Source organism: Streptomyces sp. NPDC001568 (genome assembly GCF_042893755.1).
GTDB lineage: Bacteria > Actinomycetota > Actinomycetes > Streptomycetales > Streptomycetaceae > Streptomyces.
Window position 1 is genome coordinate 176,948 of the sequence record NZ_JBIAVF010000014.1, and the last position, 23,416, is coordinate 200,363.

At 72.6% G+C, this 23,416-nt stretch carries 24 protein-coding genes and 1 tRNA gene; 11 read left to right on the forward strand and 14 right to left on the reverse strand.

Features of this window, described 5'->3' with window-relative positions; translation table 11 throughout:
• Positions 1 to 213: 213 nt before the first annotated feature.
• The gene (locus tag ACFY0I_RS25895; protein WP_388900268.1) at positions 214 to 642 is read left to right on the forward strand and encodes a hypothetical protein; all 429 of its coding nucleotides are present in this window, start codon (positions 214 to 216) and stop codon (positions 640 to 642) included.
• A 25-nt stretch (positions 643 to 667) separates the two neighbouring features.
• Positions 668 to 1,576, forward strand: coding sequence for a spermidine synthase (locus ACFY0I_RS25900; protein WP_388900271.1), 909 nt, complete (start codon positions 668 to 670; stop codon positions 1,574 to 1,576).
• A gap of 31 nt (positions 1,577 to 1,607) precedes the next feature.
• On the opposite strand, the gene ACFY0I_RS25905 is transcribed toward ACFY0I_RS25900, so the two are convergent.
• On the reverse strand, positions 1,608 to 2,153 hold the full coding sequence (locus tag ACFY0I_RS25905) for a hypothetical protein (protein WP_388900273.1): 546 nt from the start codon (positions 2,151 to 2,153) through the stop codon (positions 1,608 to 1,610).
• Between the two features lie 77 nt (positions 2,154 to 2,230).
• Between ACFY0I_RS25905 and ACFY0I_RS25910 the strand changes: the two genes are divergently transcribed.
• From ACFY0I_RS25910 to ACFY0I_RS25925, 4 genes are all read left to right on the forward strand, one after another.
• Positions 2,231 to 2,917 (forward strand): response regulator transcription factor, encoded by a 687-nt coding sequence (locus ACFY0I_RS25910; RefSeq protein ID WP_383993023.1) that lies wholly within the window; start codon positions 2,231 to 2,233, stop codon positions 2,915 to 2,917.
• Positions 2,914 to 4,311 carry a sensor histidine kinase gene (locus ACFY0I_RS25915; RefSeq protein ID WP_388900276.1) on the forward strand — a complete coding sequence of 466 codons (1,398 nt, stop codon included), beginning with the start codon at positions 2,914 to 2,916 and terminating at the stop codon, positions 4,309 to 4,311. Before ACFY0I_RS25910 ends, ACFY0I_RS25915 begins: the two co-directional genes overlap by 4 nt.
• Before the next feature lie 155 nt (positions 4,312 to 4,466).
• Entirely contained in the window at positions 4,467 to 4,631 is a 165-nt protein-coding gene (locus ACFY0I_RS25920) for a DUF5993 family protein (protein ID WP_388900279.1), read from the forward strand.
• 12 nt (positions 4,632 to 4,643) lie between these two features.
• Positions 4,644 to 5,306, forward strand: coding sequence for a disulfide bond formation protein B (locus tag ACFY0I_RS25925; RefSeq protein ID WP_388900430.1), 663 nt, complete (start codon positions 4,644 to 4,646; stop codon positions 5,304 to 5,306).
• Between the two features lie 103 nt (positions 5,307 to 5,409).
• Here ACFY0I_RS25925 and ACFY0I_RS25930 read toward each other — a convergent pair whose 3' ends face one another.
• A complete protein-coding gene (locus ACFY0I_RS25930) occupies positions 5,410 to 6,684 on the reverse strand; it encodes an MFS transporter (protein WP_388900282.1) in 1,275 nt (424 codons plus the stop codon).
• Between the two features lie 118 nt (positions 6,685 to 6,802).
• Positions 6,803 to 7,300: a MarR family winged helix-turn-helix transcriptional regulator gene (locus ACFY0I_RS25935; protein WP_388900285.1), complete on the reverse strand. Its 498-nt coding sequence runs from the start codon at positions 7,298 to 7,300 to the stop codon at positions 6,803 to 6,805.
• A 193-nt stretch (positions 7,301 to 7,493) separates the two neighbouring features.
• On the opposite strand from ACFY0I_RS25935, the gene ACFY0I_RS25940 reads away from it, so the two are divergent.
• Positions 7,494 to 8,318 carry an SDR family oxidoreductase gene (locus ACFY0I_RS25940; protein ID WP_388900288.1) on the forward strand — a complete coding sequence of 275 codons (825 nt, stop codon included), beginning with the start codon at positions 7,494 to 7,496 and terminating at the stop codon, positions 8,316 to 8,318.
• Positions 8,319 to 8,366: 48 nt separating this feature from the next.
• Here ACFY0I_RS25940 and ACFY0I_RS25945 read toward each other — a convergent pair whose 3' ends face one another.
• The 4 genes from ACFY0I_RS25945 to ACFY0I_RS25960 are packed head-to-tail and all read right to left on the reverse strand — an operon-like array spanning position 8,367 to position 12,850.
• Positions 8,367 to 9,704: a GH1 family beta-glucosidase gene (locus ACFY0I_RS25945; RefSeq protein WP_388900291.1), complete on the reverse strand. Its 1,338-nt coding sequence runs from the start codon at positions 9,702 to 9,704 to the stop codon at positions 8,367 to 8,369.
• Positions 9,701 to 10,525, reverse strand: a complete 825-nt coding sequence (locus ACFY0I_RS25950) for a carbohydrate ABC transporter permease (RefSeq protein ID WP_388900293.1) — start codon at positions 10,523 to 10,525, stop codon at positions 9,701 to 9,703. Before ACFY0I_RS25950 ends, ACFY0I_RS25945 begins: the two co-directional genes overlap by 4 nt.
• Positions 10,522 to 11,478, reverse strand: a complete 957-nt coding sequence (locus ACFY0I_RS25955) for a carbohydrate ABC transporter permease (RefSeq protein ID WP_388900432.1) — start codon at positions 11,476 to 11,478, stop codon at positions 10,522 to 10,524. The genes ACFY0I_RS25950 and ACFY0I_RS25955 overlap by 4 nt, the downstream gene beginning before the upstream one ends.
• A 55-nt stretch (positions 11,479 to 11,533) precedes the next feature.
• A complete protein-coding gene (locus ACFY0I_RS25960; protein WP_388900296.1) occupies positions 11,534 to 12,850 on the reverse strand; it encodes an ABC transporter substrate-binding protein in 1,317 nt (438 codons plus the stop codon).
• A gap of 102 nt (positions 12,851 to 12,952) precedes the next feature.
• Here ACFY0I_RS25960 and ACFY0I_RS25965 point away from each other — a divergent pair, with 102 nt between their 5' ends.
• Positions 12,953 to 13,999 (forward strand): LacI family DNA-binding transcriptional regulator, encoded by a 1,047-nt coding sequence (locus ACFY0I_RS25965; RefSeq protein ID WP_388900299.1) that lies wholly within the window; start codon positions 12,953 to 12,955, stop codon positions 13,997 to 13,999.
• Between the two features lie 121 nt (positions 14,000 to 14,120).
• On the opposite strand, the gene ACFY0I_RS25970 is transcribed toward ACFY0I_RS25965, so the two are convergent.
• The 4 genes from ACFY0I_RS25970 to ACFY0I_RS25985 form a co-directional block, all read right to left on the reverse strand.
• Positions 14,121 to 14,193 (reverse strand) — tRNA-His (locus tag ACFY0I_RS25970).
• Between the two features lie 94 nt (positions 14,194 to 14,287).
• On the reverse strand, positions 14,288 to 14,890 hold the full coding sequence (gene orn / locus ACFY0I_RS25975) for an oligoribonuclease (RefSeq protein WP_362879180.1): 603 nt from the start codon (positions 14,888 to 14,890) through the stop codon (positions 14,288 to 14,290).
• Positions 14,891 to 14,981: 91 nt separating this feature from the next.
• A complete protein-coding gene (locus tag ACFY0I_RS25980) occupies positions 14,982 to 16,154 on the reverse strand; it encodes a helix-turn-helix domain-containing protein (protein WP_362879179.1) in 1,173 nt (390 codons plus the stop codon).
• Between the two features lie 376 nt (positions 16,155 to 16,530).
• A complete protein-coding gene (locus ACFY0I_RS25985) occupies positions 16,531 to 16,854 on the reverse strand; it encodes a hypothetical protein (RefSeq protein WP_388900303.1) in 324 nt (107 codons plus the stop codon).
• Between the two features lie 425 nt (positions 16,855 to 17,279).
• Here ACFY0I_RS25985 and ACFY0I_RS25990 point away from each other — a divergent pair, with 425 nt between their 5' ends.
• Both ACFY0I_RS25990 and ACFY0I_RS25995 read left to right on the forward strand, forming a co-directional pair.
• On the forward strand, positions 17,280 to 17,810 hold the full coding sequence (locus ACFY0I_RS25990) for a universal stress protein (protein WP_362879177.1): 531 nt from the start codon (positions 17,280 to 17,282) through the stop codon (positions 17,808 to 17,810).
• Positions 17,811 to 17,909: 99 nt separating this feature from the next.
• Entirely contained in the window at positions 17,910 to 18,479 is a 570-nt protein-coding gene (locus tag ACFY0I_RS25995; RefSeq protein WP_388900306.1) for an acetate uptake transporter, read from the forward strand.
• Positions 18,480 to 18,569: 90 nt separating this feature from the next.
• On the opposite strand, the gene glmS is transcribed toward ACFY0I_RS25995, so the two are convergent.
• From glmS to ACFY0I_RS26010, 3 genes are all read right to left on the reverse strand, one after another.
• Positions 18,570 to 20,387: a glutamine--fructose-6-phosphate transaminase (isomerizing) gene (glmS, locus tag ACFY0I_RS26000; protein WP_388900309.1), complete on the reverse strand. Its 1,818-nt coding sequence runs from the start codon at positions 20,385 to 20,387 to the stop codon at positions 18,570 to 18,572.
• 35 nt (positions 20,388 to 20,422) lie between these two features.
• Positions 20,423 to 20,698 carry a hypothetical protein gene (locus ACFY0I_RS26005; protein ID WP_030008735.1) on the reverse strand — a complete coding sequence of 92 codons (276 nt, stop codon included), beginning with the start codon at positions 20,696 to 20,698 and terminating at the stop codon, positions 20,423 to 20,425.
• A gap of 107 nt (positions 20,699 to 20,805) precedes the next feature.
• Positions 20,806 to 21,723 (reverse strand): DUF4429 domain-containing protein, encoded by a 918-nt coding sequence (locus tag ACFY0I_RS26010; protein ID WP_388900311.1) that lies wholly within the window; start codon positions 21,721 to 21,723, stop codon positions 20,806 to 20,808.
• A 52-nt stretch (positions 21,724 to 21,775) separates the two neighbouring features.
• On the opposite strand from ACFY0I_RS26010, the gene ACFY0I_RS26015 reads away from it, so the two are divergent.
• Positions 21,776 to 23,356: a beta-N-acetylhexosaminidase gene (locus tag ACFY0I_RS26015; RefSeq protein ID WP_388900314.1), complete on the forward strand. Its 1,581-nt coding sequence runs from the start codon at positions 21,776 to 21,778 to the stop codon at positions 23,354 to 23,356.
• The last annotated feature ends 60 nt before the right edge of the window (positions 23,357 to 23,416 follow it).

The window sequence follows — 23,416 nt, forward strand, 5'->3', positions numbered from 1 at the left end:
TGTACTCGCCCCATGAAGGGCTCCGGCGCGCATGAACGTACCGCCAGCGCAGGGCCGTTCACGCGATGTTTGGCTACAAAACGGATATCTCACCCGCGATCCGCCATGAACTGCCATCCTTTGCGGCGTCTTGCCGCCGCATCCGTTGACGCTCCCGCGCGTTGGACCCATGCGGATACGGATCGAGGAGGGGTTCCCTTGGTGGAGGCCGGCATGGACAGCACTGGAACGAACTTCGCGCCCGAGACCGGCGCGACCGCCATCGACACCCCCGACGCACCCGACGCCCCCGACCTGGTGACCGTCCCCACCCGGCAGGGCCTGGAGGCCGTCGACATCATCCGTCGCGGTGCCGGCCTCACTGCCCCCGGCGTCGGCCCCGTCCTGCACGACGGCTCCGGGGCCACCCTCGGCTTCCTCGTCCCCCCGGGCACCGCCGACGGCTGGGACCTGCCCGGCAGCGCCTGTACGCAGACCAACGGACGCGGCATGCGCTTCGGCGACGCCGCCTCGCCCACGGCCGGCGGCACCGGCTGGCTGCTCCCGCCCGAAGCCGTCGGACCGGTCACCGATCCGGCGGTGCTGCGCGCGGCGCTCGGCGAGGCCGCCCGGCTCATCGAAGCGGCCGACAACTGTCGCTGAAGCGCTGACCAGCCATAATGGAGCCGTGGCAGGCAAGGGCAAGGGCAAGGGCAACAGGGGCGGCAAGGGCGGCAGCGGCGGCGGCAGCGGTCCGCGCGGGAGCGCGGAGCCGGTCACCGGGCAGGTGGGCGGCGGCCTGGCGGAGCTGGCGCCCGACCGCGAGCGCGCCCGCGCCTGGACCCTGCTGATCGACGGAGCCCCCCAGTCCCACGTGGACCTGGACGACCCCGGGCACCTGGACTTCTCGTACCAGCGCCGGATCGGCCACCTGATCGACCTCGTCGCGCCCGCCCGGCAGCCGTTGAACGTGGTCCACCTGGGCGGCGGCGCCTTCACCCTGGCCCGCTACACGGCCGCCGGACGCCCCCGCTCCACCCAGCAGGTCGTCGAGATCGACGGCGCCCTCGTCGCCTTCGTACGCGAACACCTGCCGCTGGACCCGCAGGCGCGGATCCGGGTCCGCGCCGTGGACGCCCGGGCGGGCCTGGCCAAGATCCCGGACGGCTGGGCCGACCTCGTCATCGCCGACGTCTTCAGCGGCGCCCGCACCCCGGCGCACCTGACCAGCACCGAGTTCCTGGACGACGTACGCCGGGCCCTGGCACCCACCGGCTGGTACGTGGCGAACCTCGCGGACGGTCCGCCGCTGACCCACCTGCGGAGCCAGATCGCCACCGCCGCCGCCCGGTTCACCGAACTGGCGCTGGCCGCCGACCCGGTGGTGTGGCGGGGGAAGCGCTTCGGCAACGCGGTGCTCGTCGCCGCCGACCGGGAACTGCCCGTCGCGGAGTTCACCCGCCGGGTGGCGAGCGACCCGCACCCCGGCCGCGTCGAACACGGCCGCGCCCTCGCCGACTTCACCGGCGGGGCCGCGCCCGTCGCGGACGCCTCGGCGGTCGCCTCGCCGCAGCCGCCGCCGTCGGTGTTCCGGTAGGGCCCGTACGGGTGTGCGTGGGCGGGGCCGCTCAGCGCTCGTCGAACTCGACGCGCGGGGCGGTGTCGTGCCAGGTGCAGAACACCGACGACTCCCGGCCGTCGCGGGTGAAGGTGACCCGGATCCACAGTTCCTGCTTCCACACCTGCATCCGCCACCCCGCCTCCGGAGTCGCCGACACCAGCTCGGCCGAGGAGGTCCCGAGGTCGAGGACGACCCGGCCGCCCGTCACCGAGTACCCCTTCACCCGACCCGACGCGTCCGGCTCCCGGGACGGCGCGGCGGCCGGCGGCGGCGACTTCGGCCTCGCCGCCGGGGCCGGATCCGAGGCGGAAGCCGAGGGCGAGGGCGTCACGGACGGCGACGGCGACGAGGAGGGCGAGGGTGACGGCGACGGGGACCGCGGCGGCTCCGAGCCGTGCGTCGAGGAGGACAGCGGCGTCGTCGTCAGGGGCACGGCCAGCGGCGGATCGTAGGCGGTCCCGGACATGACGGTGCGCACGCCCCACCACGACAGGGTCACGGCCGCGGCGGTCGCCAGGATCCAGGCCATGGCATGTACAAGTCCTCGACGCATCGGGGACATACTGCACCACCCGCCCCAGAGGTGGCCCGGCGCCTCCTGGCGTCCCCCGAATGGACTACCGTGCGGCCATGGCTAGTGTGCTCGTGGTCGAGGACGACCAGTTCGTACGTTCCGCCCTGATCCGGCACCTGACCGAGGCCTCCCACACCGTGCGGAGCGTCGGAACCGCCCTGGAGGCGCTGCGCGAAGTCGCCCACCACCGCTTCGACGTGGTGATACTCGACCTCGGCCTGCCCGACCTCGACGGCGCGGAAGCGCTCAAGATGCTCCGCGGCATCACCGACGTCCCCGTCATCATCGCCACCGCGCGCGACGACGAGGCCGAGATCGTCCGGCTCCTCAACGACGGCGCCGACGACTACCTCACCAAGCCCTTCTCCGTCGAGCACCTCTCCGCCCGGATGGCCGCCGTCCTGCGCCGCGCCCGCGCCGCCGGCGCCGAACCCCCCTCGCGGGTGCTGCGCGTCGGCGGACTCGCCATCGACCCGCTGCGCCGCCAGGCGGAACTCGACGGGGCCGTCCTCGACCTCACCCGCCGCGAGTTCGACCTGCTCGCCTTCCTCGCCGGCCGGCCCGGGGTGGTCGTGGCCCGCCGCGAACTGCTCGCCGAGGTGTGGCAGCAGTCGTACGGCGACGACCAGACCATCGACGTGCACCTGTCCTGGCTGCGCCGCAAGCTCGGCGAGACCGCGGCCCGCCCCCGCTACCTCCACACGCTGCGGGGCGTCGGCGTCAAACTGGAGCCGCCGGCGTGAGGTGGGCCCTGGTCAAGGTGTGCCTCGCCGTCACGGTGATGGTGGTCGTGGCCTTCGCCGTCCCGCTCGGCATGGTCGTCCAGGAGATGGCCAGCGACCGGGCCATCTCCAACGCGGAACGGCAGGCGGCCACCATGGGGCCGACCCTGTCCATCACCACCGACCCGGTGCAACTGCGCAAGGCCGTCGAGTCGACGCAGATGGGCGCCGCCGGACGGATGGCCGTCCACGTACCGGCCATCGGCGCGGCCGGGCCCGTCGACATCGGCGACGGCTGGGCGGGCGCGAACGTCGTCGGCGAGGTGCGCAGCCTCGGACGGGCGATGACCACCCACGTCGCCGGCGGCGACTCCGTCGTGCTCCAGCCCACCGCCCTCGGCTCCGGGGACATCGCGGTCATCGAGATCCTGGTGCCGGAGAACGAGGTCAGCAACGGCGTCACCACCGCCTGGCTGGTCCTCGCCGGCGTCGGACTCGCCCTGATCATCGGCTCCGTCGCCGTCGCCGACCGGCTCGGCGCCCGCCTCGTACGCCCCGCCGAACGGCTCGCGGACGCCGCCCACCAGCTCGGTGAGGGCCGGCTCGGAGCCCGGGTGCCCGAGGACGGGCCCAAGGAACTCCGCTCGGCGGCCGTCGCGTTCAACTCGATGGCCGATCAGGTCGTCGAACTCCTCGCCAACGAACGGGAACTCGCCGCCGACCTCTCCCACCGGCTGCGCACGCCCCTGACCGTGCTGCGGCTCAACGCGGCCTCCCTCGGCGACGGTCCGGCCGCCGAACACACCCGGGCCGCCGTGGAACAGCTGGAGCGGGAGGTCGACACGATCATCCGTACCGCCCGTGAACAGCGGCCCGTCTCGCAGGGGTTCGCGGGTGCGGCCGGCGGTGCGGGAGTGGGCTGCGACGCCTCCGAGGTGATCCGCGACCGCATGGACTTCTGGTCGGCGCTCGCCGAGGACGAGGGCCGCGAGGTGCGGCTCGCCGGCGTGGACCGCGTCGTGCGCATCCCCGTCGCACGGCCCGAGCTCGCCGCCGCGCTCGACGCCATGCTCGGCAACGTCTTTCGGCACACCCCCGAGGCCACCCCGTTCGCCGTCGACGTGCACGACGCGGGCGACGCCGTCATCGTCCTCGTCTCCGACGCCGGACCCGGCATCGCCGACCCGGACGCCGCCCTGCGGCGCGGCAACGACGGCGGGCGCGACGGTTCGACCGGCCTCGGCCTGGACATCGTGCGCCGGGTCGCTGAATCCACCGGCGGCGACGTCCGGCTGGGACGCTCCGTCCTCGGGGGGACCGAGGTCCGGGTCTGGATCGCCCTCGACGACCGCGCCCGCGGCGGCGACCGCGGCGCCGGAGGGCGACGTACGCGGCGCAAGCGACGGGGCGACTGACGGCGGCGGGCAGCGGGCGGCGGTCGCCGGGCGCGGGGCGCGGGCGGGCGACGGGTGGGCGACGGGTGGGGCGGCCGGATGCCGGCGGGGCAACCGACGTACCCCCGGGGCGCGCCTCGTGGGAGGCAAGTCCGCAGGTCGGTACGGTCCGGCCCATGGACACCCTCATCTTCGGCGGCCTCCTCGCCACCCTGATCGCCATGTACCGGGAGTCGCCCCGGACCGTGGTGCTCGGCGCCTGGTGGCTCGTGCTGGGCGCCGTCGTGCTGCTGATGGCGCACCACGTGGCCGGCGGTCCCGCCCTCCCGCTGAGCCACTGACCCGTGGCCACGATGAACACCCTCGTCCCGGAGACCGCGGAGACCGCCCTGGAGGGCGGACTGCTCGGACGGGTCCAGTACTGGTTCGCGTGCTCCTTCGTCATCGGTTGGACGGCCTTCGTCGGCGCCGGCCTCTTCCACCAGCTCGGGTTCCACGAAATCCCCTGCCCGCTCTGCGTCGTGCAGCGCATGTTCATGCTGCTGGCGGCGGTCGGGGCGGGCTGGGTCATCCGTACGGCGCTCGGCGACGGCGCCGTCACCGGCCGGGACTACATGGCGGGTTGGGGCATGGCCCTGGTCGCCGTCGTCGGCGGCTCCGCCGCCGCCGGGCGACAGACGCTGCTGCACGCCCTGCCGGGGAACGAGGGCTACGGCAGCTCCCTGTTGGGCCTGCACCTGTACGTGTGGGCGTGGGTCCTGTTCACCGTTTCGGCCGTCGCCATCGGCGTCGTCCTCGCCTTCGCCCACGCGACGGCGGACCGCGTCGTCCCGGCCGCCCGCCCCGGCCCGCACCGGGCCGCGGGGACGTTCGCCCTGGGTTTCCTGGGCGTGGTCATCGCCGTCAGCGCGGCGGCCGTCTTCCTGGACGAGGGCTTCCACTGGTTCCTCCCGCAGGAACCGACCCCCTACCGCCCGTTCCACGGCCCCCCGCTCGACACCGACCTCCCGCGCTGACGCCCCGTCCGAGGGCGCGGATGCACCCGGGCCCCCGGACCGTGCACGGCGGGTCCTGTACGGAGCCTGTACGGAGGTCCTGCGTGGCTGCGTCCCGTACGGATCACCCCGGGCCGCGGCGGAACAGTGCCGGGCGGGCCGCGGCCAGGGCCAGCGCCGCCGAGCCGGCCGCTGCCGCGACGGAGACGACGAACGCGGCCCGGTACCCGTACGCCGAGGCCAGCGGACCGGCGACGGCGGCGGCCAGGGCCTGTCCCAGGATCAGACCGCTGCCCACCACCGTCATCGCCTCGCCCATCCGGTCCGCCGGGCCGGTCCGTTCCACCAGCCCGAACAGGGCGATGAGGTGCGGGGCGACGGCCAACCCGATGCCGGCGACCGCGAAGGCGGCGCCGACCGTTCCGGACACCGCGAGGAGCGGCAGCGACAGCGCCGCCTGGACGCCGATCGTCCAGCGCAGCCGCACCGTCAGGTCCGCCGCGCCCGGCCGAGCCACGGTCACGAACCCGGCGACGGAGCTGGTCACGGCCATGGCCGCCCACACCAGCCCGGCCGTACCGGGTTCGTCCAGCGACTCGGCGAGCGCGTTGACGCCCGTGTTGGCGCCGCTCCACGCCGCGCCCTGGAGCAGGGCCATCGCGAACAGCAGGACCAGGCTCGGCGACCACAGTCGTGCACGGGTGCGTGTCGTGTCGGTGGCGTTCGCCGGCGCGAGCGGTCCGGGGGCCGTCGGGTGGACGGCGAACAGGGTGCCGAACACCAGGATCACTACGGCCGCGAGGACGAGGGCCGAGGCGGGGTGGACGGTCATCGCGAGGATCCCGGCCAGTGCCGGCCCGACCATGAAGCCGACCTCGTCGAGGGTGGTGTCGAAGGACAGCGCCGAGTCGAGCAGGGTTTTGTCGTTCCTGGCCAGCCGGGACCAGCGGGCCCGCGCCAGCGGCCCTACTTGGGGGACGGTGAGTCCGGCCGCCACGGCCGTCGCGATCCGGGCGGTCAGGGGCAGCCCGGCGAGGACGCAGGCGACCAGGGCGACCAGGACGGTCGCGTTCGCCAGGCAGGCGGTGAGCAGGACCGGGCGGTGACCGCGCCGGTCGGCGAGCCGGCCGATGACCGGGCCGCCGAGCGCCTGGCCCAGCCAGAGCGCCGCCGCGACGGCGCCGGCGTCGCCGATTCCGTCCCGCTGGTTGATGAGCAGGAGCGTTCCGATGGGGCAGAGCGCGGCGGGGAGCCGGGCGAGGAACGCGAACACGGGCAGGGCGGGTCCGCCCAGTGCGAACACCCCGCGGAAGCCGCTGGGGCTGGGCGCCGGGGCGGGGGCGGGCGCGGTGCCGGAGACGGTGTCGGCGGCGGCGGCGTCGGGAAGGGCGTCGGGCATGGGCGGGCAACCTCCAGCCGCACGCCGACCCTCCCGTGTCTCCGGCGCGCGTCGTTGCCCGTTGGCCGGGACGGTAGCCGCGGACCGGGGGCTTCGGTAGCCCCCGGGCGAGGGGTGGTCAGGTCGGGTCGTCGGAGTTCAGTCGTTGGGCTTGGGCCCGGCCGACCTCGGCGGCGCGGTGGAGGTAGTCGGCGATGAGCTCGAGTTCGGCGTCGGAGTAGCGGTCCAGTACGGCGCCGAACGCCCGGCCGGGGGTGTCCCAGGCCTGGTGGATCCGGTCGCGGGCGGCGGGGGAGAGGACGACGAGGGAGCGGCGCCGGTCGTGCGGATCGGCCCGCCGCTCGACGATGCCCGCCTTGACGAGCCGGTCGACGAGACGGGTGGCGGACCCCGAGGTCAGGCCGGTGAGGCGGGCGACGTCGCCGGTGCTGACGGGACCGGGCTCCAGGTCCAGGAGGCCGACGCACTGGAGGTCGGTGGGGTGCAGGCCGACGTGGTCGGCCATGGCCTGGCTGAAGAGCGAGTAGTCGGCGTAGTGCCGCTGGCTCTCCGTGACGATGCGCGCGAGCAGCTCGGCGCGGCTCCACTCACCCGAACGGGGGGAATCGGTTGACATCGACCTCTCCATGCCTGAAATTTAATTGCGTGGCGCAGAGAATGTATCGCGCAGAATCTGTGCCACGTAATCAGCTTAGGGCACAGTCATCAACTGGACCCATCCACCACACGCGTCAGCACCACAGGCATCAGCACCACACGCATCACTGACATCACATCCGGCAGACTCACGAGCAGAGCAGGAGATCGTCATGTCGATCCTCGTCACCGGCGGCCGCGGCGCCGTCGCCCGTTCCCTCACCACCTTCCTCGCCGGTCGCGGCCTCCCCTACCGCCTCGCCTCGCGCGCGCCGGATACGCCCGAGGCGGTGCGCTGCGACCTCGCGGATCCCACCACCTTCGCCGGGGCGCTGGCCGGCATCCGTGCCGTCTTCCTCTATGCCGAAGCCACCGGGATCGAGGCGTTCGTCGAGGAGGCCGGCGCCGCCGGGGTGGAGCACGTGGTGCTCCTGTCCTCCTCCGCGGTGATCACGGAGGACGCCACCGTGAACCCCCTCGCAGCCTCCCACCTCGCCGTCGAGGAAGCCCTGTTGGCCTCCTCGCTGCACACCACCCTGTTGCGGCCCGGCGCCTTCGCGGGGAACGCCCGCGGTTGGTCCTCGGCCCTCTCCTCCGGCCGGCCCGTCCGGCTGCCCCACCCGGGAGCGCACTCCGCCCCGATCCATGAGGCCGACATCGCCGAGACGGCCCTCACCCTGCTCACCGACCCCGCTCGCGGCGGCGGGGCCCACACCCTGACCGGGCCGCAGTCCCTGACCTTCGCGACCCAGCTCGAGATACTCGGCTCCGCCCTCGGCCGGACCCTGCCCTACGAAGAGGTCACCCCCGGGCAGTGGAAGGCCGACGTGGCGGAGTACCTGCCCGCCCCCTACGCCGATGCCCTCCTCGGCTACTGGGCTGCCGCCGATGGCGTCCCGACCTCCACCACCGACACCGTCGAGCGGTTCACCGGCCACCCGGCGCGCTCCTTCGCAACCTGGGCCCAGGAGAACGCCTCCGACTTCCGCCGGCCGTAGGGGCGCCGGGTGGGCGGCCGGGGGTGGGGCGGGCCCGGGCGCCGGAGGTCAGAGGGTGCCCGTGCGGGCCAGGCGGGCGTACCAGCGGGCGCTGGAGCGGGGCGTGCGGGTCTGGGTCTCGTAGTCGACGTGGACGATGCCGAACCGCTTGCTGTAGCCGTAGGACCATTCGAAGTTGTCCATCAGCGACCACAGGAAGTACCCGCCGACGGGCGCGCCGTCGCCGATCGCCCGGTGGATCGCCGACAGGTGCTCCCGCAGGTAGCCGATGCGCCGGGGGTCGTGCAGGTCCGGCGCGTACGCCGCCCCGTTCTCGGTGACCAACAGGGGCAGGCCCGGAGCCTCGGAGCTGAACCGCATCAGCAGGTCGTAGAGGCCCGTCGGGTCGATCGACCAGTCCATGTCGGTGCGTTCGCCCGGCGGCTGGTGGAAGGCGATGCCGTCCGCCGCGGGCCAAGGGGAGTGGCCGGTGGAACCGTGCCCGTCGGCGCGGGGTCCGTCGGAGGAGGCCGAAACCACCGCCGGGGTGTAGTAGTTCACGCCCAGGAAGCCGAGGGGCTGGTGGATGAGGGTCTCGTCACCGGGCCGGACGAAGGACCAGTCCGTCAGCGCCGCCGTATCCGAGAGGAGGTCCTGGGGGTAGGCGCCGTGCAGCAGGGGGCCGGTGAAGATCCGGTTCGCGAGGGCGTCGATCCGGCGCTGGGCGTCCAGGTCGCCGGCCGAGCCGGTCAGTGGCCGCACCGCGCTCGGGTTGAGCGCGATGCCCGTCCGGACGTGCGAGGGCAGGGCCGCGGCCGCCATCCCGTGGGCCAGGTTCAGATGGTGTGCGGCCCGCAGGGCATCGGCCGGATCGGTGCGGCCGGGGGCGTGGACCCCGGAGGCGTAGCCGAGGAAGGCGCTGCACCAGGGCTCGTTGAGCGTGGTCCAGAGCCCGACCCGGTCGGCGAGGGCGTCGGCCACGGTCTGCGCGTACCCGGCGAAGGCGTGGGCCGTCTCCCGGGCCGGCCAGCCGCCCGCCTCCTCCAGGTGCTGCGGCAGGTCCCAGTGGTACAGGGTCACGCAGGGCTCGATGTCATGGGCGAGCAGTTCGTCCACGAGCGCGTCGTAGAAGCCGATCCCTCCGGACAGGACGCGGGGCCAGGACACCGAGAACCGGTAGGCGCCCAGGCCGAGTTCCGCCATCAGGCGGACGTCCTCGCGCCACAGCCGGTGGTGGTCGACGGCCACGTCACCCGTGTCACCGCCGTGCACCTTGCCCGGCGTACGGCAGAAGGTGTCCCAGATCGACGGCCCGCGCAGCCCGGCCGCGCCCTCGATCTGGAAGGCGGCCGTGGCCGCCCCCCAGAGGAACCCCTGCGGGAATCGCATGTCCCCCACGCCGTTCATCCCTTCACCGCTCCCTGCATGATGCCGCCCACGATCTGGCGGCCGAAGACGACGAACACCAGCAGCAGCGGGAGCGTGCCCAGCAGCGCACCCGCCATGATCACGGACTGGTCGGGGACGTAGCCCCGGCCCAGCCCCGTCAGGGCCACCTGCACCGTCGGGCTGCCGTTCTGGGTCAGCGCGACGATCGGCCAGAAGAAGTCGTTCCACGTCATGACGAAGGTCAGCATCCCGAGGACCGCCATCGCCGGCCGGGCCACCGGGAACACCACGTGCCACACCACCCGCAGCGAGTTCGCCCCGTCGGTGCGGGCCGCCTCCACCAGCTCCATCGGCAACGCCTGCGCCAGGTACTGCCGCATGAAGAACACCCCGAAGGCGCACACCAACGCCGGCAGGATCACCGCCTGCAGCCGGTCCGTCCAGGACAGTTCGGCGACCAGCATGTACAGCGGCACCACGCTCAACTGCGGCGGGATCAGCATCGTCCCGACCACCAGCGACAGCAGGACCCGGTGCCCGCGGAACCGCAGCCGGGCGAAGGCGAACCCCGCCATGGTCGACAGCACGACGGTCACGGCAGCGACCGTACCGGCGACGACGAGCGTGTTCAGCAGGGCGGCGCCCATGTTGGCGTCGGTCCAGGCGACCCGCAGGTTGCGGCCCAGGTTCCCGCCGAACCAGAACGGCGGCGGGGTCTGCGCCAGTCGCGTACTGCTCCGCGAGGCCGCGATCGCCGTCCACACCAGCGGGAACAGCGACCCGGCCGTGAACAGGGCGAGCACGGCGTACGTCAGTCGACCCGCGCGCAGTGATCTCATCGCTTCGCCCCCCGTCCCCGCAGGAGCCGGGCGGCCCCCGCGACCAGCAGCAGCATCAGGAACATCGCCCAGGCGATCGCCGAGGCCCGCCCCAGGTGCAGGTTCACCCACCCCTGCTCGTACAGGTACAGCCCCAGCGTCTGGAACTGGTGGTCCGAGCCGCCCGTCGCGCCCGCCCCCGCGTTGAACAGCAGCGGCTCGCCGAACAGTTGGGTCGCCCCGATCGTGGAGACCACACAGGTGAAGAAGATCGTCGGCCGCAGCGAGGGCACCGTCACGTGGATGAACTGCTGCCACCGCGAGGCCCCGTCCAGGGCGGCCGACTCGTACAGCTCCCCGGGGACGGCCTGCATCGCCGCCAGGTAGATCAGCGCGTTGTAGCCGGTCCACCGCCACACCACGATCGCGGAGACCGCCAACTGGGAGGCGAGCGGACCGTTCTGCCAGTCGACCGCGCCGAGCCCGACGCTCGAGAGGACCCAGTTGACCATCCCGTAGTCCCGGCCGAAGAGCAGCACGAACACGAGGGTGGCCGCGGCCACGGAGGTCGCGTACGGAGTGAGGACCACCACCCGGAAGAAGGCCGAGCCGCGCATCCGGTAGTTGAGGAGGTGGGCGAGCCCCAGCGCGATCGCCAACTGCGGCACCGTCGACAGCAGTCCGATGGTGACGGTGTTGCGCAGGGCGTTCCAGAAGAAGGCGTCGTCCCACAACCGGGTGAAGTTCCGCAACCCCACCCACGTCATCGAGTCCGGGTCGGTCAGCTCCACCTGGTGCAGCGCCGCCCAGCCCGTGTACAGCAGCGGGAACAGCCCGAAGGCGGCGAAGAAGAGGAAGAAGGGCGCCACGAAGGCGTACGGGCTCCAGCGCAGGTCCCACCGGTAGCGGCGCGAGCGCCACACCTGACCCCGCCCGGACCCCCGGCCACCGGCCCCGCCCTCCCCGTCCCGCACGCGGCGGGCGGCGGGGGCCGGGGCCGAAGCCGCGGTCGTGTCCGTCACCGGGACCTCACCGGTCCAGGGCGTTGTCGATGGCCTTCACCGCGGCGTCCCAGCCCTCCTGCGCGCTGCGTCCCTTCTGATCGACCTGGAGCATCCCGATGTCCGCCAGGTTCTGGGCGATCACCAGGTCCTTCGGACCGATCACCGTGACCGGCACCCCCTCGGCCGCCCGCGCGAAGATCTCCCCGATGGGCGCGCCCCCGAAGTACGCGTGCTGCGCGCCCGCCACCGCCGGCAGCCCGTACGCGGCGCTCGCGCTCGGGAAGCTGCCGCGCTTCTCGAACAGCTTGGCCTGCTGCGCGGGAGCCGTCAGCCAGGCGGCCAGCTTCGCCGCCTCCTCGGTGTGCTTGCCGGCCTTCGGCACCACCAGGAACGACCCGCCCCAGTTGCTGGGCTTCGGCGCCCTGGCCACGTCCCACTTGTCCTTGCCGGCCGGGCCCGCCTTGTCCTGGATGTACCCGAGCATCCAGGCCGGGCAGGAGATCGTGGCGAAGGTGCCGTTGGCGAAGCCCTGGTCCCAGGTCGGGGTGAACTGCTGGAGCTTGGCGCTCAGCCCGTCGCCGGCGAAGGAGGCGGCGAGGTCGAAGGCCCCGCGCACCGCCGGATTGGTCTTGTAGACGACCTCTCCCCGCTCGTCGTAGAACCGCTGGGCGCTGCTCGCGGTGACGGCCGCCATCACGCCCGACGCCGAGTCGACGAACGCCTTGCCGTCCCCGGCCTTCGCCTTGTAGGCGCGGCCCGTCTCCAGGTACTTGTTCCAGTCCCCGTCCCACAGCGCGCCGACCGCCTCCCGGTCGGTGGGCAGTCCGGCCGCCGCGAAGAGGTCCTTGCGGTAGCAGATGCCCTGCGGGCCTATGTCGGTGCCGAGCCCGACGGTCGCCCCGCCCTTCGTCGTGCCCTGCGCCCACTTCCACGGCAGGTACGAGGCCTTGTCGACCCCCGCCACCTTGCCCAGGTCGAGCAGCTTGCCGGCCTGGGTCGCGGTGATCTCCGCGATGTTGTTGACCTCGACGGCCTGGACGTCGGCGAGACCGCTGCCGCTGCCCAGGTGGGTCAGGAGCTGCGGGTAGTAGTTCTCGTTCCGCTCGATGGAGGTCTGCTCGATCCGGATCCCCGGGTTCTGGGCCATGTACTCGTCGTAGAGGCCGGCCTCCTGGAGGCCGAAGGCGCCGAAGACACCGACCGTCAGGGTCGTTTGCCCCGAGCCGCCCGACGGGGAGCCTGCTTTCGGGCCGTCGTCCGGGTCCTGCGCGCAGCCGGCGAGCAGCAGGGCGGTCGCGGCGACCACGCCGGCCGCGGTGACGAGATTTCTTCGGGCTCGCATCTGGGTCCTCCCTGAAGGACGGAACGTGCCGGGTGTCGTGTGACACAGTGTGGGAGCGCTCCCACAGTCGTCAAGAGGTAGATTCACAACCGGGAGGAAGCCATGAACGGGCACGGGCGCAGTGGAGGACGGCCGACCTTGGAGGAGGTCGCGGTCCGGGCCGGGGTCGGGCGGGGCACCGTCTCCCGGGTGATCAACGGATCGTCCAAGGTGAGCGACCGTACGCGGGAGGTCGTCGAGGCCGCCGTCGCCGAGCTGGGGTACGTGCCGAACCGGGCCGCCCGCGCGCTCGCCGCCAACCGCACCGACGCCATCGCCCTGGTGATCCCCGAGCCGGAGGCCCGCTTCTTCTCGGAGCCCTACTTCTCCGAGGTGGTGCGCGGCGTCGGGGCCACCCTCGCCGAGACCGACGTACAGCTGGTGCTCACCCTCGCGGGCAGCGACCGCGAGCGCCGCCGGCTGGCCCAGTACCTGTCGGGGCACCGGGTCGACGGGGTGCTGCTGGCCTCGGTGCACGCCGGGGACCCGTTGCCGGAGCTGCTGGCCGAGCTGGGCATCCCGGCGGTGATCAGCGGCCGCCGGTCGGCCGCCGAGGCCCTGCCGAGCGTGGACTCCGACAACCTGGCGGGCGCCGCCGGCGCGGTGCGCCACCTCCTCGGCCGGGGCCGCCGCACGATCGCCACCATCACGGGCCCGCTCGACGTGTACGGGGCCCAGTGCCGCCTCGACGGCTACCGGCAGGCCCTGGCCGCCGCCGGGCACCCCGTCGACGAGCCGCTGATCGCGGTCGGGGACTTCACCGAGGACGGTGGCCGCCGGGCCATGCGCGAGCTGCTGGAGCGGCGCCCGACCCTGGACGCCGTCTTCGCCGCCTCGGACGTGATGGCGGCGGGCGCCCTGCGCGAGCTCCGCGCGGCCGGCCGCCGGGTCCCGGGAGACGTCGCGCTGGTCGGCTTCGACGATTCGGTGGTGGCCCGCCACATGGACCCGCCGCTGACCAGCGTCCGCCAGCCGATCGAGGAGATGGGCCGGACGATGGCCCGGGTGCTGCTGGAACGCATAGCGGGCCTGCGGGACGGCGCGGGCGAGGAGCCGGGGGAGCGGGCGGTGGTCCTGCCGACCGAGCTGGTGGTCCGGGAGTCCTCGTAGCGCCCCGGCGGGGGAAGCGGTCGGACGGGCAGCCGACGGACACGCGAGGGGGCCGAACGCGCGAGCGGCCGGACATGCAGAAGGCCCCGGTCCGCTTCCGCGAACCGGGGCCTTCCCGCAGGGTGAGTGACGGGACTTGAACCCGCGGCCACCTGGACCACAACCAGGTGCTCTACCAACTGAGCTACACCCACCATGTCCGGTCGCAGAACGACCGGCCGAAGAAAAGGGTACAGGGTCCGGGAGGGTGCTCGCTCCCCCCTTTCCCCGCGCCCGTCTCCGGAGGTACTACGCGCCCGGCACGACGTGCTTGGCGGCGATGCTCTTCGCCGTGTCCGAGTCCGGCCCGGGCTGCGGCACGAAGACCGCCTCGCGGTAGTACCGCAGCTCGGCGATGGACTCCTTGATGTCCGCGAGCGCCCGGTGGTTGCCGTTCTTCGGCGGGCTGTTGAAGTAGGCCCGCGGGTACCAGCGGCGCGCCAACTCCTTGACCGAGGACACGTCCACGATCCGGTAGTGCAGGTAGCTCTCCAGCGCTCCCATGTCGCGCAGCAGGAACCCGCGGTCGGTGCCGACGGAGTTGCCGCACAGGGGCGCCTTGCGGGGCTCCTTCACGTGTTCCCGTACGTACGCCAGGACCTGGGCCTCGGCGTCGGCGAGGGTGGTGCCGGCGGCCAGCTCGTCGAGCAGCCCGGAGGAGGTGTGCATCTCGCGCACCACGTCCGGCATGGTTTCCAGGGCCGCGTCCGGCGGGCGGATCACGATGTCCACGCCTTCGCCGAGCACGTTGAGCTCCGAGTCGGTGACCAGTGCGGCCACCTCGATAAGTGCGTCGTCCGTCAACGAGAGCCCGGTCATCTCGCAGTCGATCCACACCATGCGATCGTTCATGCGCCCCACCTTATGCCGAAGGTCCCCCACATCGGTGCTCGGCCGGTGCGGGGGACCTTCGTCATGAGCTGGGGCACGGTTCCCGGAGACGCTACGCGTGCTCGCGCAGCACCCGGCCGGGTGCGTACAGCTCCGTCACGCTCGGACCGGAAGCGGCCAGGGCCGCCGCCGCCCGCTGGGGCTGCGCGGTGCGCTGGTGCGGCACCGGTACGTCGGAGAGCTGCGTCACCGGGGTCACGTCGACCTGCGGGCGGCGTGCCCGGTAGGCCGAGCGGTAGGCGGCCGGGGAGGACCCCAGCTGCCGCCGGAAGTGACCGCGCAGCGCGACGGGCGAACGGAACCCGCAGCGCCCGGCGACCTCGTCGACCGAGTAGTCGGAGGTCTCCAGCAGCCGCTGTGCCTGGAGCACCCGCTGGGTGATCAGCCACTGGAGCGGCGCGCTGCCGGTGAGCGAACGGAACCGCCGGTCGAAGGTGCGCCTGCTCATGTAGGCGCGGGCGGCCAGCGTCTCCACGTCGAACTGCTCGTGGAGGTGTTCCAGCGCCCAGGCGACGACCTCGGCCAGCGGGTCGGCGCCGATCTCCTCGGGCAGCGACCGGTCGAGGTAGCGTTCCTGGCCACCCGTGCGCCGCGGCGGGACGACGAGCCTGCGGGCCAGGGCCCCGGCCGCCTCGCTGCCGTGGTCGGTGCGCACGATGTGCAGGCACAGGTCGATTCCGGCCGCGGTGCCCGCGGACGTGAGCACGTCGCCGTCGTCGACGAACAGCTCGCGCGGATCGACGTGGACGGACGGGTAGCGCTTGGCCAGCGTCGGCGCGTACATCCAGTGCGTCGTCGCGGGCCGGCCGTCCAGCAGTCCGGCGGCGGCGAGCACGAAGGCTCCCGTGCACAGACCGACGATCCGGGCCCCCTCCTCGTGCGCCAGACGCAGTGCGTCGAGCGCCTCCGGCGGCGGCGGTGAGGTGATGGAGCGCCAGGCCGGCACGACGACCGTGCCTGCCCGGGCGATCGCCTCCAACCCGTACGGCGCGGTCAGTTCGAGTCCGCCGGTGGTCCGCAGCGGACCGTCCTCCCCGGCGCACACGAGCAATCGATAGCGTGGAACTCCCGCGTCCTGCCGGTCGATGCCGAACACGGAAAGTGGAATGGAACTCTCGAAGATCGGCCCGCCGCTGAACAGCAGCACCGCGACGATCTCCCTGCGGCGACGCCCCGCGAGTTTCCGGCCCGCGTCCGCGACGACGGCGGTGGAATCCTGGCTCATGGCGCTAAGCCCCCCTTGGGTGTCGCGACTCCTTGGTCTGGTCGCACCTGCACGTTTCCCCTCGGCCTTGCACGTGGATCCCCCGCCGTAAATACATGATCGAATCTACTGCGTCCCGTGGTGTCGGCGTGACAAGTTCAGCACGCAGCGCTATGTCGACTTGGCAACTTGGCGAAAAGCATTCGATCAGGAAGCGTTCCACTCCGCTACCCGGGTGGGAAGCGCCCCGTCCGGCCATGGCCAGTACCCGTAGGGTCACGACGCCCCCGGGGCTCTGTAGTCGCTGGTGGTAGGGGGGTTGGGGGGACATTCCGGCAAGGGGGGCACCCGATCGGGAAGTTGGCTGAAAACAACCGGGTGTGTACGTGCGAACCGGTCAGTCGTGAGGGGACAGCGGTCCGGAACCGTGGCAACCGCGGTGCGAGCCGCCCCCCGTACGAGAGTGCCGGCCACGGTGCCCCGACCCGAGCGACTCCTCCGCGAGCACCCTGGCGGCGGCCCGTTCGGCCTTCTCGGAGTACCGCAGCAGCACGCGGCAGGCGGCGGTGACGGCGGCCAGCCCCAGGGTCGCGACGGCGGCCCCGCCGTAGGAGGTGCCGTAGACGACGAGGACGACGGGGACGAGCAGGCAGCTGAAGGCGGCCCAGCGCACCACGTCACCGGCCGGGTCGTCATCATGGGACGCCCTGCCGGATGGCACGGACGGGTGAAGCAGGGGATGCGCGGAGGAGGGGGACGGAGGGGTGGGCGGGGTGGACTGCGTCGGCTGAGCGGGCTGGACGGGGTGAACCGGATGGCCGGGCACGGCGTACTCCCTGCGGGCTCTTCCTGGACGGTCGGACGCCTGTCCAACGCCCGTGACAGCGCTCGGTCACTGCGTGCGGGGGTGACAGACTGGTCCTTCGTCACTGCCTGTAGGGGACAGCGGACATTGCCAAGGCGCCGGACCTCCGGCATGCTCCCTGGGACGCTCTCCAAGGGCGGCATGCCCTGTGCAGGACAGGAGTGTCGCCGTACCCTGGTGGGTAAGGGCTTGGGAAGATGCTTCCCGGACAGAGCCCCGTCACACTGCGTCGCCGAAATCGTCCCTGTCGCTTCCCCCGAGGATCCTTCGCCGAGACATCCATGGCCGGTCACGAATTCTCCGAACCCGCGGACCGCAAGCGCAAACCTCTCGCCGACTCCGGTTCGGCCGACCTGCGCGCGGTGGAACAGACGCGCCACCCCTGCGACCCTGCCTTCCGGCACGGGGTGGTGGTGGGCTTCGACGGCTCCACGTCCAGTGAGCGGGCCCTCGCGTACGCCATCGGGATGGCCCGGCGTTCCGGTTCCGGTCTGATCATCGTGCACGTGGCCAACCGGCTGCCGACCACGGTGTGGGCCGGCTGCGAGCCGCCCGTCTTCGTGGACGTTCCCGACCACCGCACCGAGGTGCTGGGGCTGGAATTGGCCTGCGCGGACTATCTGGCCGAGGTGCCGTGGATCCTGGTCGAGCGGGGCGGGGACATCTGCCACGAACTGGAGGAGGTCGGCCGGGAGTACTCGGCGGACGCCATCGTGGTCGGCTCGACGCACGGGATCGTGGGCCGGATCTTCGGTTCCGTCGCGGGGCGGTTGGCGAAGCGGGCACAGCGACCCGTTGTTGTCATTCCGTAACCTACTGTATGTCGGTTGTGCGGTTGTGAACCCCCATGTAAAGGGTAGATAAGTGCTGCTGGGACGCAGCAAACAACTGCAGATCGAAGGGAGCCCGCCGTGGACAATGGTGTCTCTGCGGGAAGCACGGCCTCGACCTCGACCCTGGGGCACATCGCCCTGGGTCTCACCCTTCTCGCGTTCGGTATCGGCCACACCGGAATCATCGACGGTGTGTCCGCGGCCAACTCCGTGTCACTCGCCACCTACGTCGGCGGTCTCGCCCTGTTCGTCCTCGGACTCCTGGAGTTCCGCGGCGGCAACGGCTTCAACGGCACGGCGTTCGCGGGCCTCGGCGCCTTCTGGTTCACCTGGGCCGCCGGAGCCGACGGAAAGGTTTCGGCAGATGCCGCCGGATCGTTCCTCGTCCTGTTCGCCCTGCTCGGCCTGACCCTCACCGTGGGAGCCGCGAGCGGCCTCTTCGGCCAGGGCGTGTACGGCCTCTTCACCCTCTCCCTGCTGCTGCTCGCGATAGGCGCCTTCGCCGACAGCGGTGTTCTCGCCAAGGCGGCGGGCTGGGTCGCGGCGGTCGCCGGACTGCTCGCCTGGTACGGGGCCACTGCGGTCCTCGCCCACTGGCCGATGGCGTTCGGCCGGTCCTCGCGCCGCGGCGCGGTCGCCGCGGGCTGAGGCGCGGTAGGGGAGCGGACGCGGAACGGCCCCCCGGGGGATCCCGGGGGGCCGTTCCTCATGTGCGCGGTCCGGATGTGCGCGGTCCGACTACTCGACGGTGACGGACTTCGCCAGGTTGCGCGGCTTGTCGATGTCCCGGCCCAGGGCCAGGGCGGTGTGGTACGCGAGCAGCTGGAGCGGGATGCCCATCAGGATCGGGTCCAGCTCGTCCTCGTTCTTGGGGACGAGGAGGGTGTGGTCGGCCTTCTCCTGCTCCCGGTGGGCGACCGCGAGGATGCGGCCGCTGCGGGCCTTGATCTCCTCCAGCGCGGCGCGGTTCTTCTCCAGCAGGTCGTCGTCCGGGACAATCGCGACCGTCGGCATCGCCGGCTCGATGAGGGCGAGCGGGCCGTGCTTGAGCTCGGAGGCCGGGTAGGCCTCGGCGTGGATGTAGGAGATCTCCTTGAGCTTGAGGGAGGCCTCCAGCGCCACCGGGTAGCCGCGGACGCGACCGATGAACATCATCGACTTGGCCTCGGCGTACTCGGCGGCCAGCTTCTTGATGTCCTCCTCGCCGTCCAGGATCTCCTGGATCTGCGCGGGCAGCTTGCGCAGGCCCTCGATGATCCGCTTGCCGTCGGTGACGGAGAGGTCCCGGATGCGGCCGAGGTGCACGGCGAGCAGCGCGAAGGCGACGACCGTGTTCGTGAAGCACTTCGTGGACACGACGCAGACCTCGGGGCCGGCGTGCACGTACACGCCGCCGTCGGCCTCGCGGGCGATGGCGGAACCGACCACGTTCACCACGCCGAGGACGCGGGCGCCCTTGCGCTTGAGCTCCTGGACGGCCGCGAGCACGTCGTACGTCTCACCGGACTGGGAGACGGCGATGTACAGGGTGTCGGGGTCCACGACCGGGTTGCGGTAGCGGAACTCGGACGCCGGCTCGGCGTCGGCGGGGATCCGGGCCATGCTCTCGATCAGGCCGGCGCCGATGAGGCCCGCGTGGTACGAGGTGCCGCAGCCCAGGATCTTGACCCGGCGGATGCCGCGCGCCTCGCGCGGGTCCAGGTTCAGGCCGCCCAGGTGCACCGTGTTGAAGCGGTCGTCGATCCGGCCGCGCAGCACGCGGTCGACCGCGTCGGGCTGCTCGGAGATCTCCTTGTGCATGTAGGTGTCGTGGCCGCCCATGTCGTAGGAGGCGGCCTCCCACTCCACGGTCTCGGGCGTGGCGGTGGTCGTCGTACCGCTCGTGGTGTACGTGCGGAAGTCGTCGGCCTTGAGGGTGGCCATCTCGCCGTCGCCGAGGGTGACGACCTGGCGGGTGTGGGCGACCAGGGCGGCGACGTCGGAGGCGACGAACATCTCCTTCTCGCCGATGCCGAGGACGACCGGGGAGCCGTTGCGGGCGACCACGATGCGGTCGGCGAAGTCGGCGTGCATGACGGCGATGCCGTAGGTGCCGTCGACGACCTTGAGGGCCTCGCGGACCTTCTCCTCCAGCGTCTCGGCCTGCGAGCGGGCGATCAGGTGGACGAGGACCTCGGTGTCGGTCTCCGAGACGAAGACGACGCCCTCGGCCTCCAGCTTGGCGCGCAGCTCCGAGGCGTTGTCGACGATGCCGTTGTGGACGACCGCCACCTTGCTCTCGGCGTCCAGGTGCGGGTGCGAGTTGATGTCGCTCGGCGCGCCGTGGGTGGCCCAGCGGGTGTGCGCGATGCCCGTGGTGCCGGCGAAGCGCTTGGGGACGCGGGATTCCAGTTCACGGACCCGACCCTTGGCCTTGACGACCTTCAGGGCCGCCGACTTCGGGCTGTTGACGACGATGCCCGCCGAGTCGTAGCCGCGGTATTCCAGCCGCTGGAGACCCTCCAGCAGCAGCGGTGCCACGTCGCGCTTGCCGATGTAACCCACGATTCCGCACATACGGTCTTGCCCCTCCTGAAGTTCGGATGCCGTGCTCAGCCGTAGACGATGCGGCGCAGCTGCCGGAGGGAGAGCTCCGGGGGCGCCACGGCGCGGTGCGGCAGTTCTGCCGCGATCCGCTCGAAGATCTCGGCGTTGACCGCCCCGCCGGACTGCAGTTCGCGGTGGCGGCGCCGGACGAACTCCTCGGTCGTCTCGTCGAAGTAGGCGAGTACGTCGAGCACCACCCGGGCGGCCTCGCCGCGCTGCAGCGCGGTGCTGCGCACCAGGTGGTCGACGAGGTCGTCATGCGACGGGCGGCGGTCGAGCACTCGTAGATATTGACGGGCGAACGGGCGGAACGCAAAGATCCTGCCCGGAATCGGGCAGGATCTCGCTGGTCTGGACCAGGGGAATGGGCTATTCCGGCTCGGGTCGGTCAGAAGCGACGCAAAATCGCCGCTTTTGCCAGGGCGAACTCCTCGGCGGTCAGGATGCCCGTCGTGTGCAGTTCGCCCAGCTCGCGCAGGCGGCGCAGCAGGGCGTCGTGGTCGTCGCCCGCCGGTGTCGGCGCGGGGAGGGCGGCCGGGGCCGCCGTCGGGGCGGGCGGGGCGAGCGCGGGGGCGGAGGCCGGGGCGGGGGCGGAGGCCGCGACCGCCGCCGGGTGGGGCAGCCGGACCGTGACCGCGGCGGCGGCCAGCGCCATCAGCGGGTCCTTCTTGAGGCCGAAGATCTCCACCGTGTAGGGGTCGTACTTGGGCGGGCCCCCCGAGGGTGCGCCCGCCGGCGAGAAACGCAGCCAGCCGTTCTCCAGTCCCCGCGCGGGGACCCACTCGACCGACTTGAGGTCCGCCGTGCGGAAGGTGCGCGACCCGCCGGCGGTCTTGGCGTCCTCGGCGGTCCAGCTCCACTGGAGGGTGACGGTGTCCCCGTCGAAGGTCACCGTCCCGTCGCCCGCGCTCACCGAGATCGGCACCGGGGGCCCGGGCATCAGGTACGCGTCCGACGGTCCGGAGTCGACCTGGTCCAGCAGCAGGGCGTTGCGGACCTCGTCGACGAAGTACTCGGCGACCCCCGTGCGGTCCGGCTCCACCGTGAGCCGGTACGGGTCCGAGCCCTCCGGGAGCCGCCCCCCGGTGACCTGGAGGAGCGGGTCCGCGCCGTCACGCAGCCGCAGCCGCAACCGGCCCGCCTTGCGGCCCGGTTCGTGACTGATGCCCGCTATCGCGTGCAGGGGCACGGTCACCTCGCCGAGGTGCCGGCGCAGCAGGGACACCCCCTTGTCGCGGCCCGGCACGATGCGCACCGCGTCCCCGTCGAAGGTCCACGTACCGTCCTTCTGGATGATTTCCGCCATCCGGCGATTCTCCCATCGTCAGGGCCCGCCGTTTGGTCTATACCTGGGCTGCATGAGAGTCCTGCGACGCACGCTCGGCACCCTCCTCGTCCTCGGCGCGGCCGTCTCCTGCACCGCCGCCCACGGCGACGACGCGAAACCCGGCGGCCGGCGCCCCGCCGCCCTCGCCCCCTACGACCGGCTGCTGCCGGCGCCCGCCTCTGCGCGGGCCGAAGGCGCCGGGTACGCCTTCGGCGCCGGCACGGTCATCCGTACCGGCGCGGGATCCGGCGAGGAGGTCCGCCAGGTCGGCGAGCTGCTCGCGGAGCAGCTGCGGGGGTCGAGCGGGCTGCCGCTGCCGGTGGTCGACGGGCAGGAGGGGGACGGCATCCGGCTGCTGCTCGACGAGGGCGCCCAGGAGTTGGGGGCGGAGGGCTACCGGCTGCGGACGACCGCCTCCGGGGTGACGCTGACCGCCCGCACCCCGGCGGGGCTCTTCCGCGGCGGACAGACGCTGCGTCAGCTGGTGCCGGTGCGCGGGACGGGGGACGTGCCGGGCGGGACGGTCACGGACGCGCCGAGGTTCGCGTACCGCGGGGCGATGGTCGACGTCGCGCGTCACTTCTTCCCGGTGGAGCAGGTCAAGAGGTACGTCGACCAGCTCGCCCAGTACAAGATCAACACGCTGCACGTGCACCTGACCGACGACCAGGGGTGGCGGATCGCGATCGACTCCTGGCCGCGGCTCGCCGAGTACGGCGGCGCCGGCGAGGTCGGCGGCGGCCCCGGCGGACACTGGACCAAGGAGGAGTACCGGGACCTGGTGGAGTACGCGGCCCGCCGGTACGTCGACGTGGTCCCGGAGATCGACATGCCGGGCCACACGAACGCGGCGCAGGCCTCCTACGCGGAGCTGAACTGCGACGGGAAGGCGCGGGAGCGCTACACCGGGGTCAAGGTCGGCTTCAGCTCGTTGTGCGTGGGCTCGGAGCGCACCTACGAGTTCGTGGACCAGGTGCTGGGCGAGATCGCGGAGCTGACCCCGGGGAAGTACCTGCACATCGGGGGCGACGAGGCCCACGCGACACCGGCCGACGATTACGCGGACTTCATGGATCGCGCCCAAGCGGTCGTCGCCCGGCACGGGAAGACCGTGGTGGCCTGGCACCAGCTCGCGCAGGGGCGGCCGGCGCCGGGCGCGGTGATCCAGTACTGGGGCCACGACCGCGGTCCGGCCGCCGAGAAGGCGGCCGTGGTGGCGGCGGCGAAGGCCGGGCACCCGTTGATCCTGTCGCCGGCGGACCGGGCGTACCTGGACATGAAGTACGACACGACGACGAAGCCGGGGCTGACGTGGGCCGGGTACGTACCGGTGGAGCGGTCCTACTCCTGGGATCCGGGGAACCACCTCGCCGGGGCCCCGGAATCCGCCGTGCTCGGCGTGGAGGCGCCGCTGTGGACGGAGACGATCTCCGAGCGGGGCGACTGGGAGTTGATGGCCTTCCCGCGGGTGCTCGGGCTGGCGGAGCTGGGCTGGTCCCCGGCGGGGGCGCTCGACTGGACCTCGTACCGCGAGCGGCTGGCGGCGCAGGGGCCGCGGTTGGACGCCCAGGAGATCAACTACCACCGGGCGCCGGACGTCCCCTGGTCCTGAGGGGCGCGGGGGCGCGGGGGAGCGGGATGGGGAAAAGCGGCGGGCGGGCGATCGAGGGAC

Coding starts and splice junctions, on each gene's coding strand:
- ACFY0I_RS25895 (WP_388900268.1), top strand. CDS start 214: ATGGACAGCACTGGAACGAACTTCGCGCCCGAGACCGGCGCGACCGCC.
- ACFY0I_RS25905 (WP_388900273.1), bottom strand. CDS start 2,153: ATGCGTCGAGGACTTGTACATGCCATGGCCTGGATCCTGGCGACCGCC.
- ACFY0I_RS25910 (WP_383993023.1), top strand. CDS start 2,231: ATGGCTAGTGTGCTCGTGGTCGAGGACGACCAGTTCGTACGTTCCGCC.
- ACFY0I_RS25920 (WP_388900279.1), top strand. CDS start 4,467: ATGGACACCCTCATCTTCGGCGGCCTCCTCGCCACCCTGATCGCCATG.
- ACFY0I_RS25925 (WP_388900430.1), top strand. CDS start 4,644: ATGAACACCCTCGTCCCGGAGACCGCGGAGACCGCCCTGGAGGGCGGA.
- ACFY0I_RS25930 (WP_388900282.1), bottom strand. CDS start 6,684: ATGCCCGACGCCCTTCCCGACGCCGCCGCCGCCGACACCGTCTCCGGC.
- ACFY0I_RS25935 (WP_388900285.1), bottom strand. CDS start 7,300: ATGTCAACCGATTCCCCCCGTTCGGGTGAGTGGAGCCGCGCCGAGCTG.
- ACFY0I_RS25940 (WP_388900288.1), top strand. CDS start 7,494: ATGTCGATCCTCGTCACCGGCGGCCGCGGCGCCGTCGCCCGTTCCCTC.
- ACFY0I_RS25945 (WP_388900291.1), bottom strand. CDS start 9,704: ATGAACGGCGTGGGGGACATGCGATTCCCGCAGGGGTTCCTCTGGGGG.
- ACFY0I_RS25950 (WP_388900293.1), bottom strand. CDS start 10,525: ATGAGATCACTGCGCGCGGGTCGACTGACGTACGCCGTGCTCGCCCTG.
- ACFY0I_RS25960 (WP_388900296.1), bottom strand. CDS start 12,850: ATGCGAGCCCGAAGAAATCTCGTCACCGCGGCCGGCGTGGTCGCCGCG.
- ACFY0I_RS25965 (WP_388900299.1), top strand. CDS start 12,953: ATGAACGGGCACGGGCGCAGTGGAGGACGGCCGACCTTGGAGGAGGTC.
- orn (WP_362879180.1), bottom strand. CDS start 14,890: ATGAACGATCGCATGGTGTGGATCGACTGCGAGATGACCGGGCTCTCG.
- ACFY0I_RS25980 (WP_362879179.1), bottom strand. CDS start 16,154: ATGAGCCAGGATTCCACCGCCGTCGTCGCGGACGCGGGCCGGAAACTC.
- ACFY0I_RS25990 (WP_362879177.1), top strand. CDS start 17,280: ATGGCCGGTCACGAATTCTCCGAACCCGCGGACCGCAAGCGCAAACCT.
- glmS (WP_388900309.1), bottom strand. CDS start 20,387: ATGTGCGGAATCGTGGGTTACATCGGCAAGCGCGACGTGGCACCGCTG.
- ACFY0I_RS26010 (WP_388900311.1), bottom strand. CDS start 21,723: ATGGCGGAAATCATCCAGAAGGACGGTACGTGGACCTTCGACGGGGAC.
- ACFY0I_RS26015 (WP_388900314.1), top strand. CDS start 21,776: ATGAGAGTCCTGCGACGCACGCTCGGCACCCTCCTCGTCCTCGGCGCG.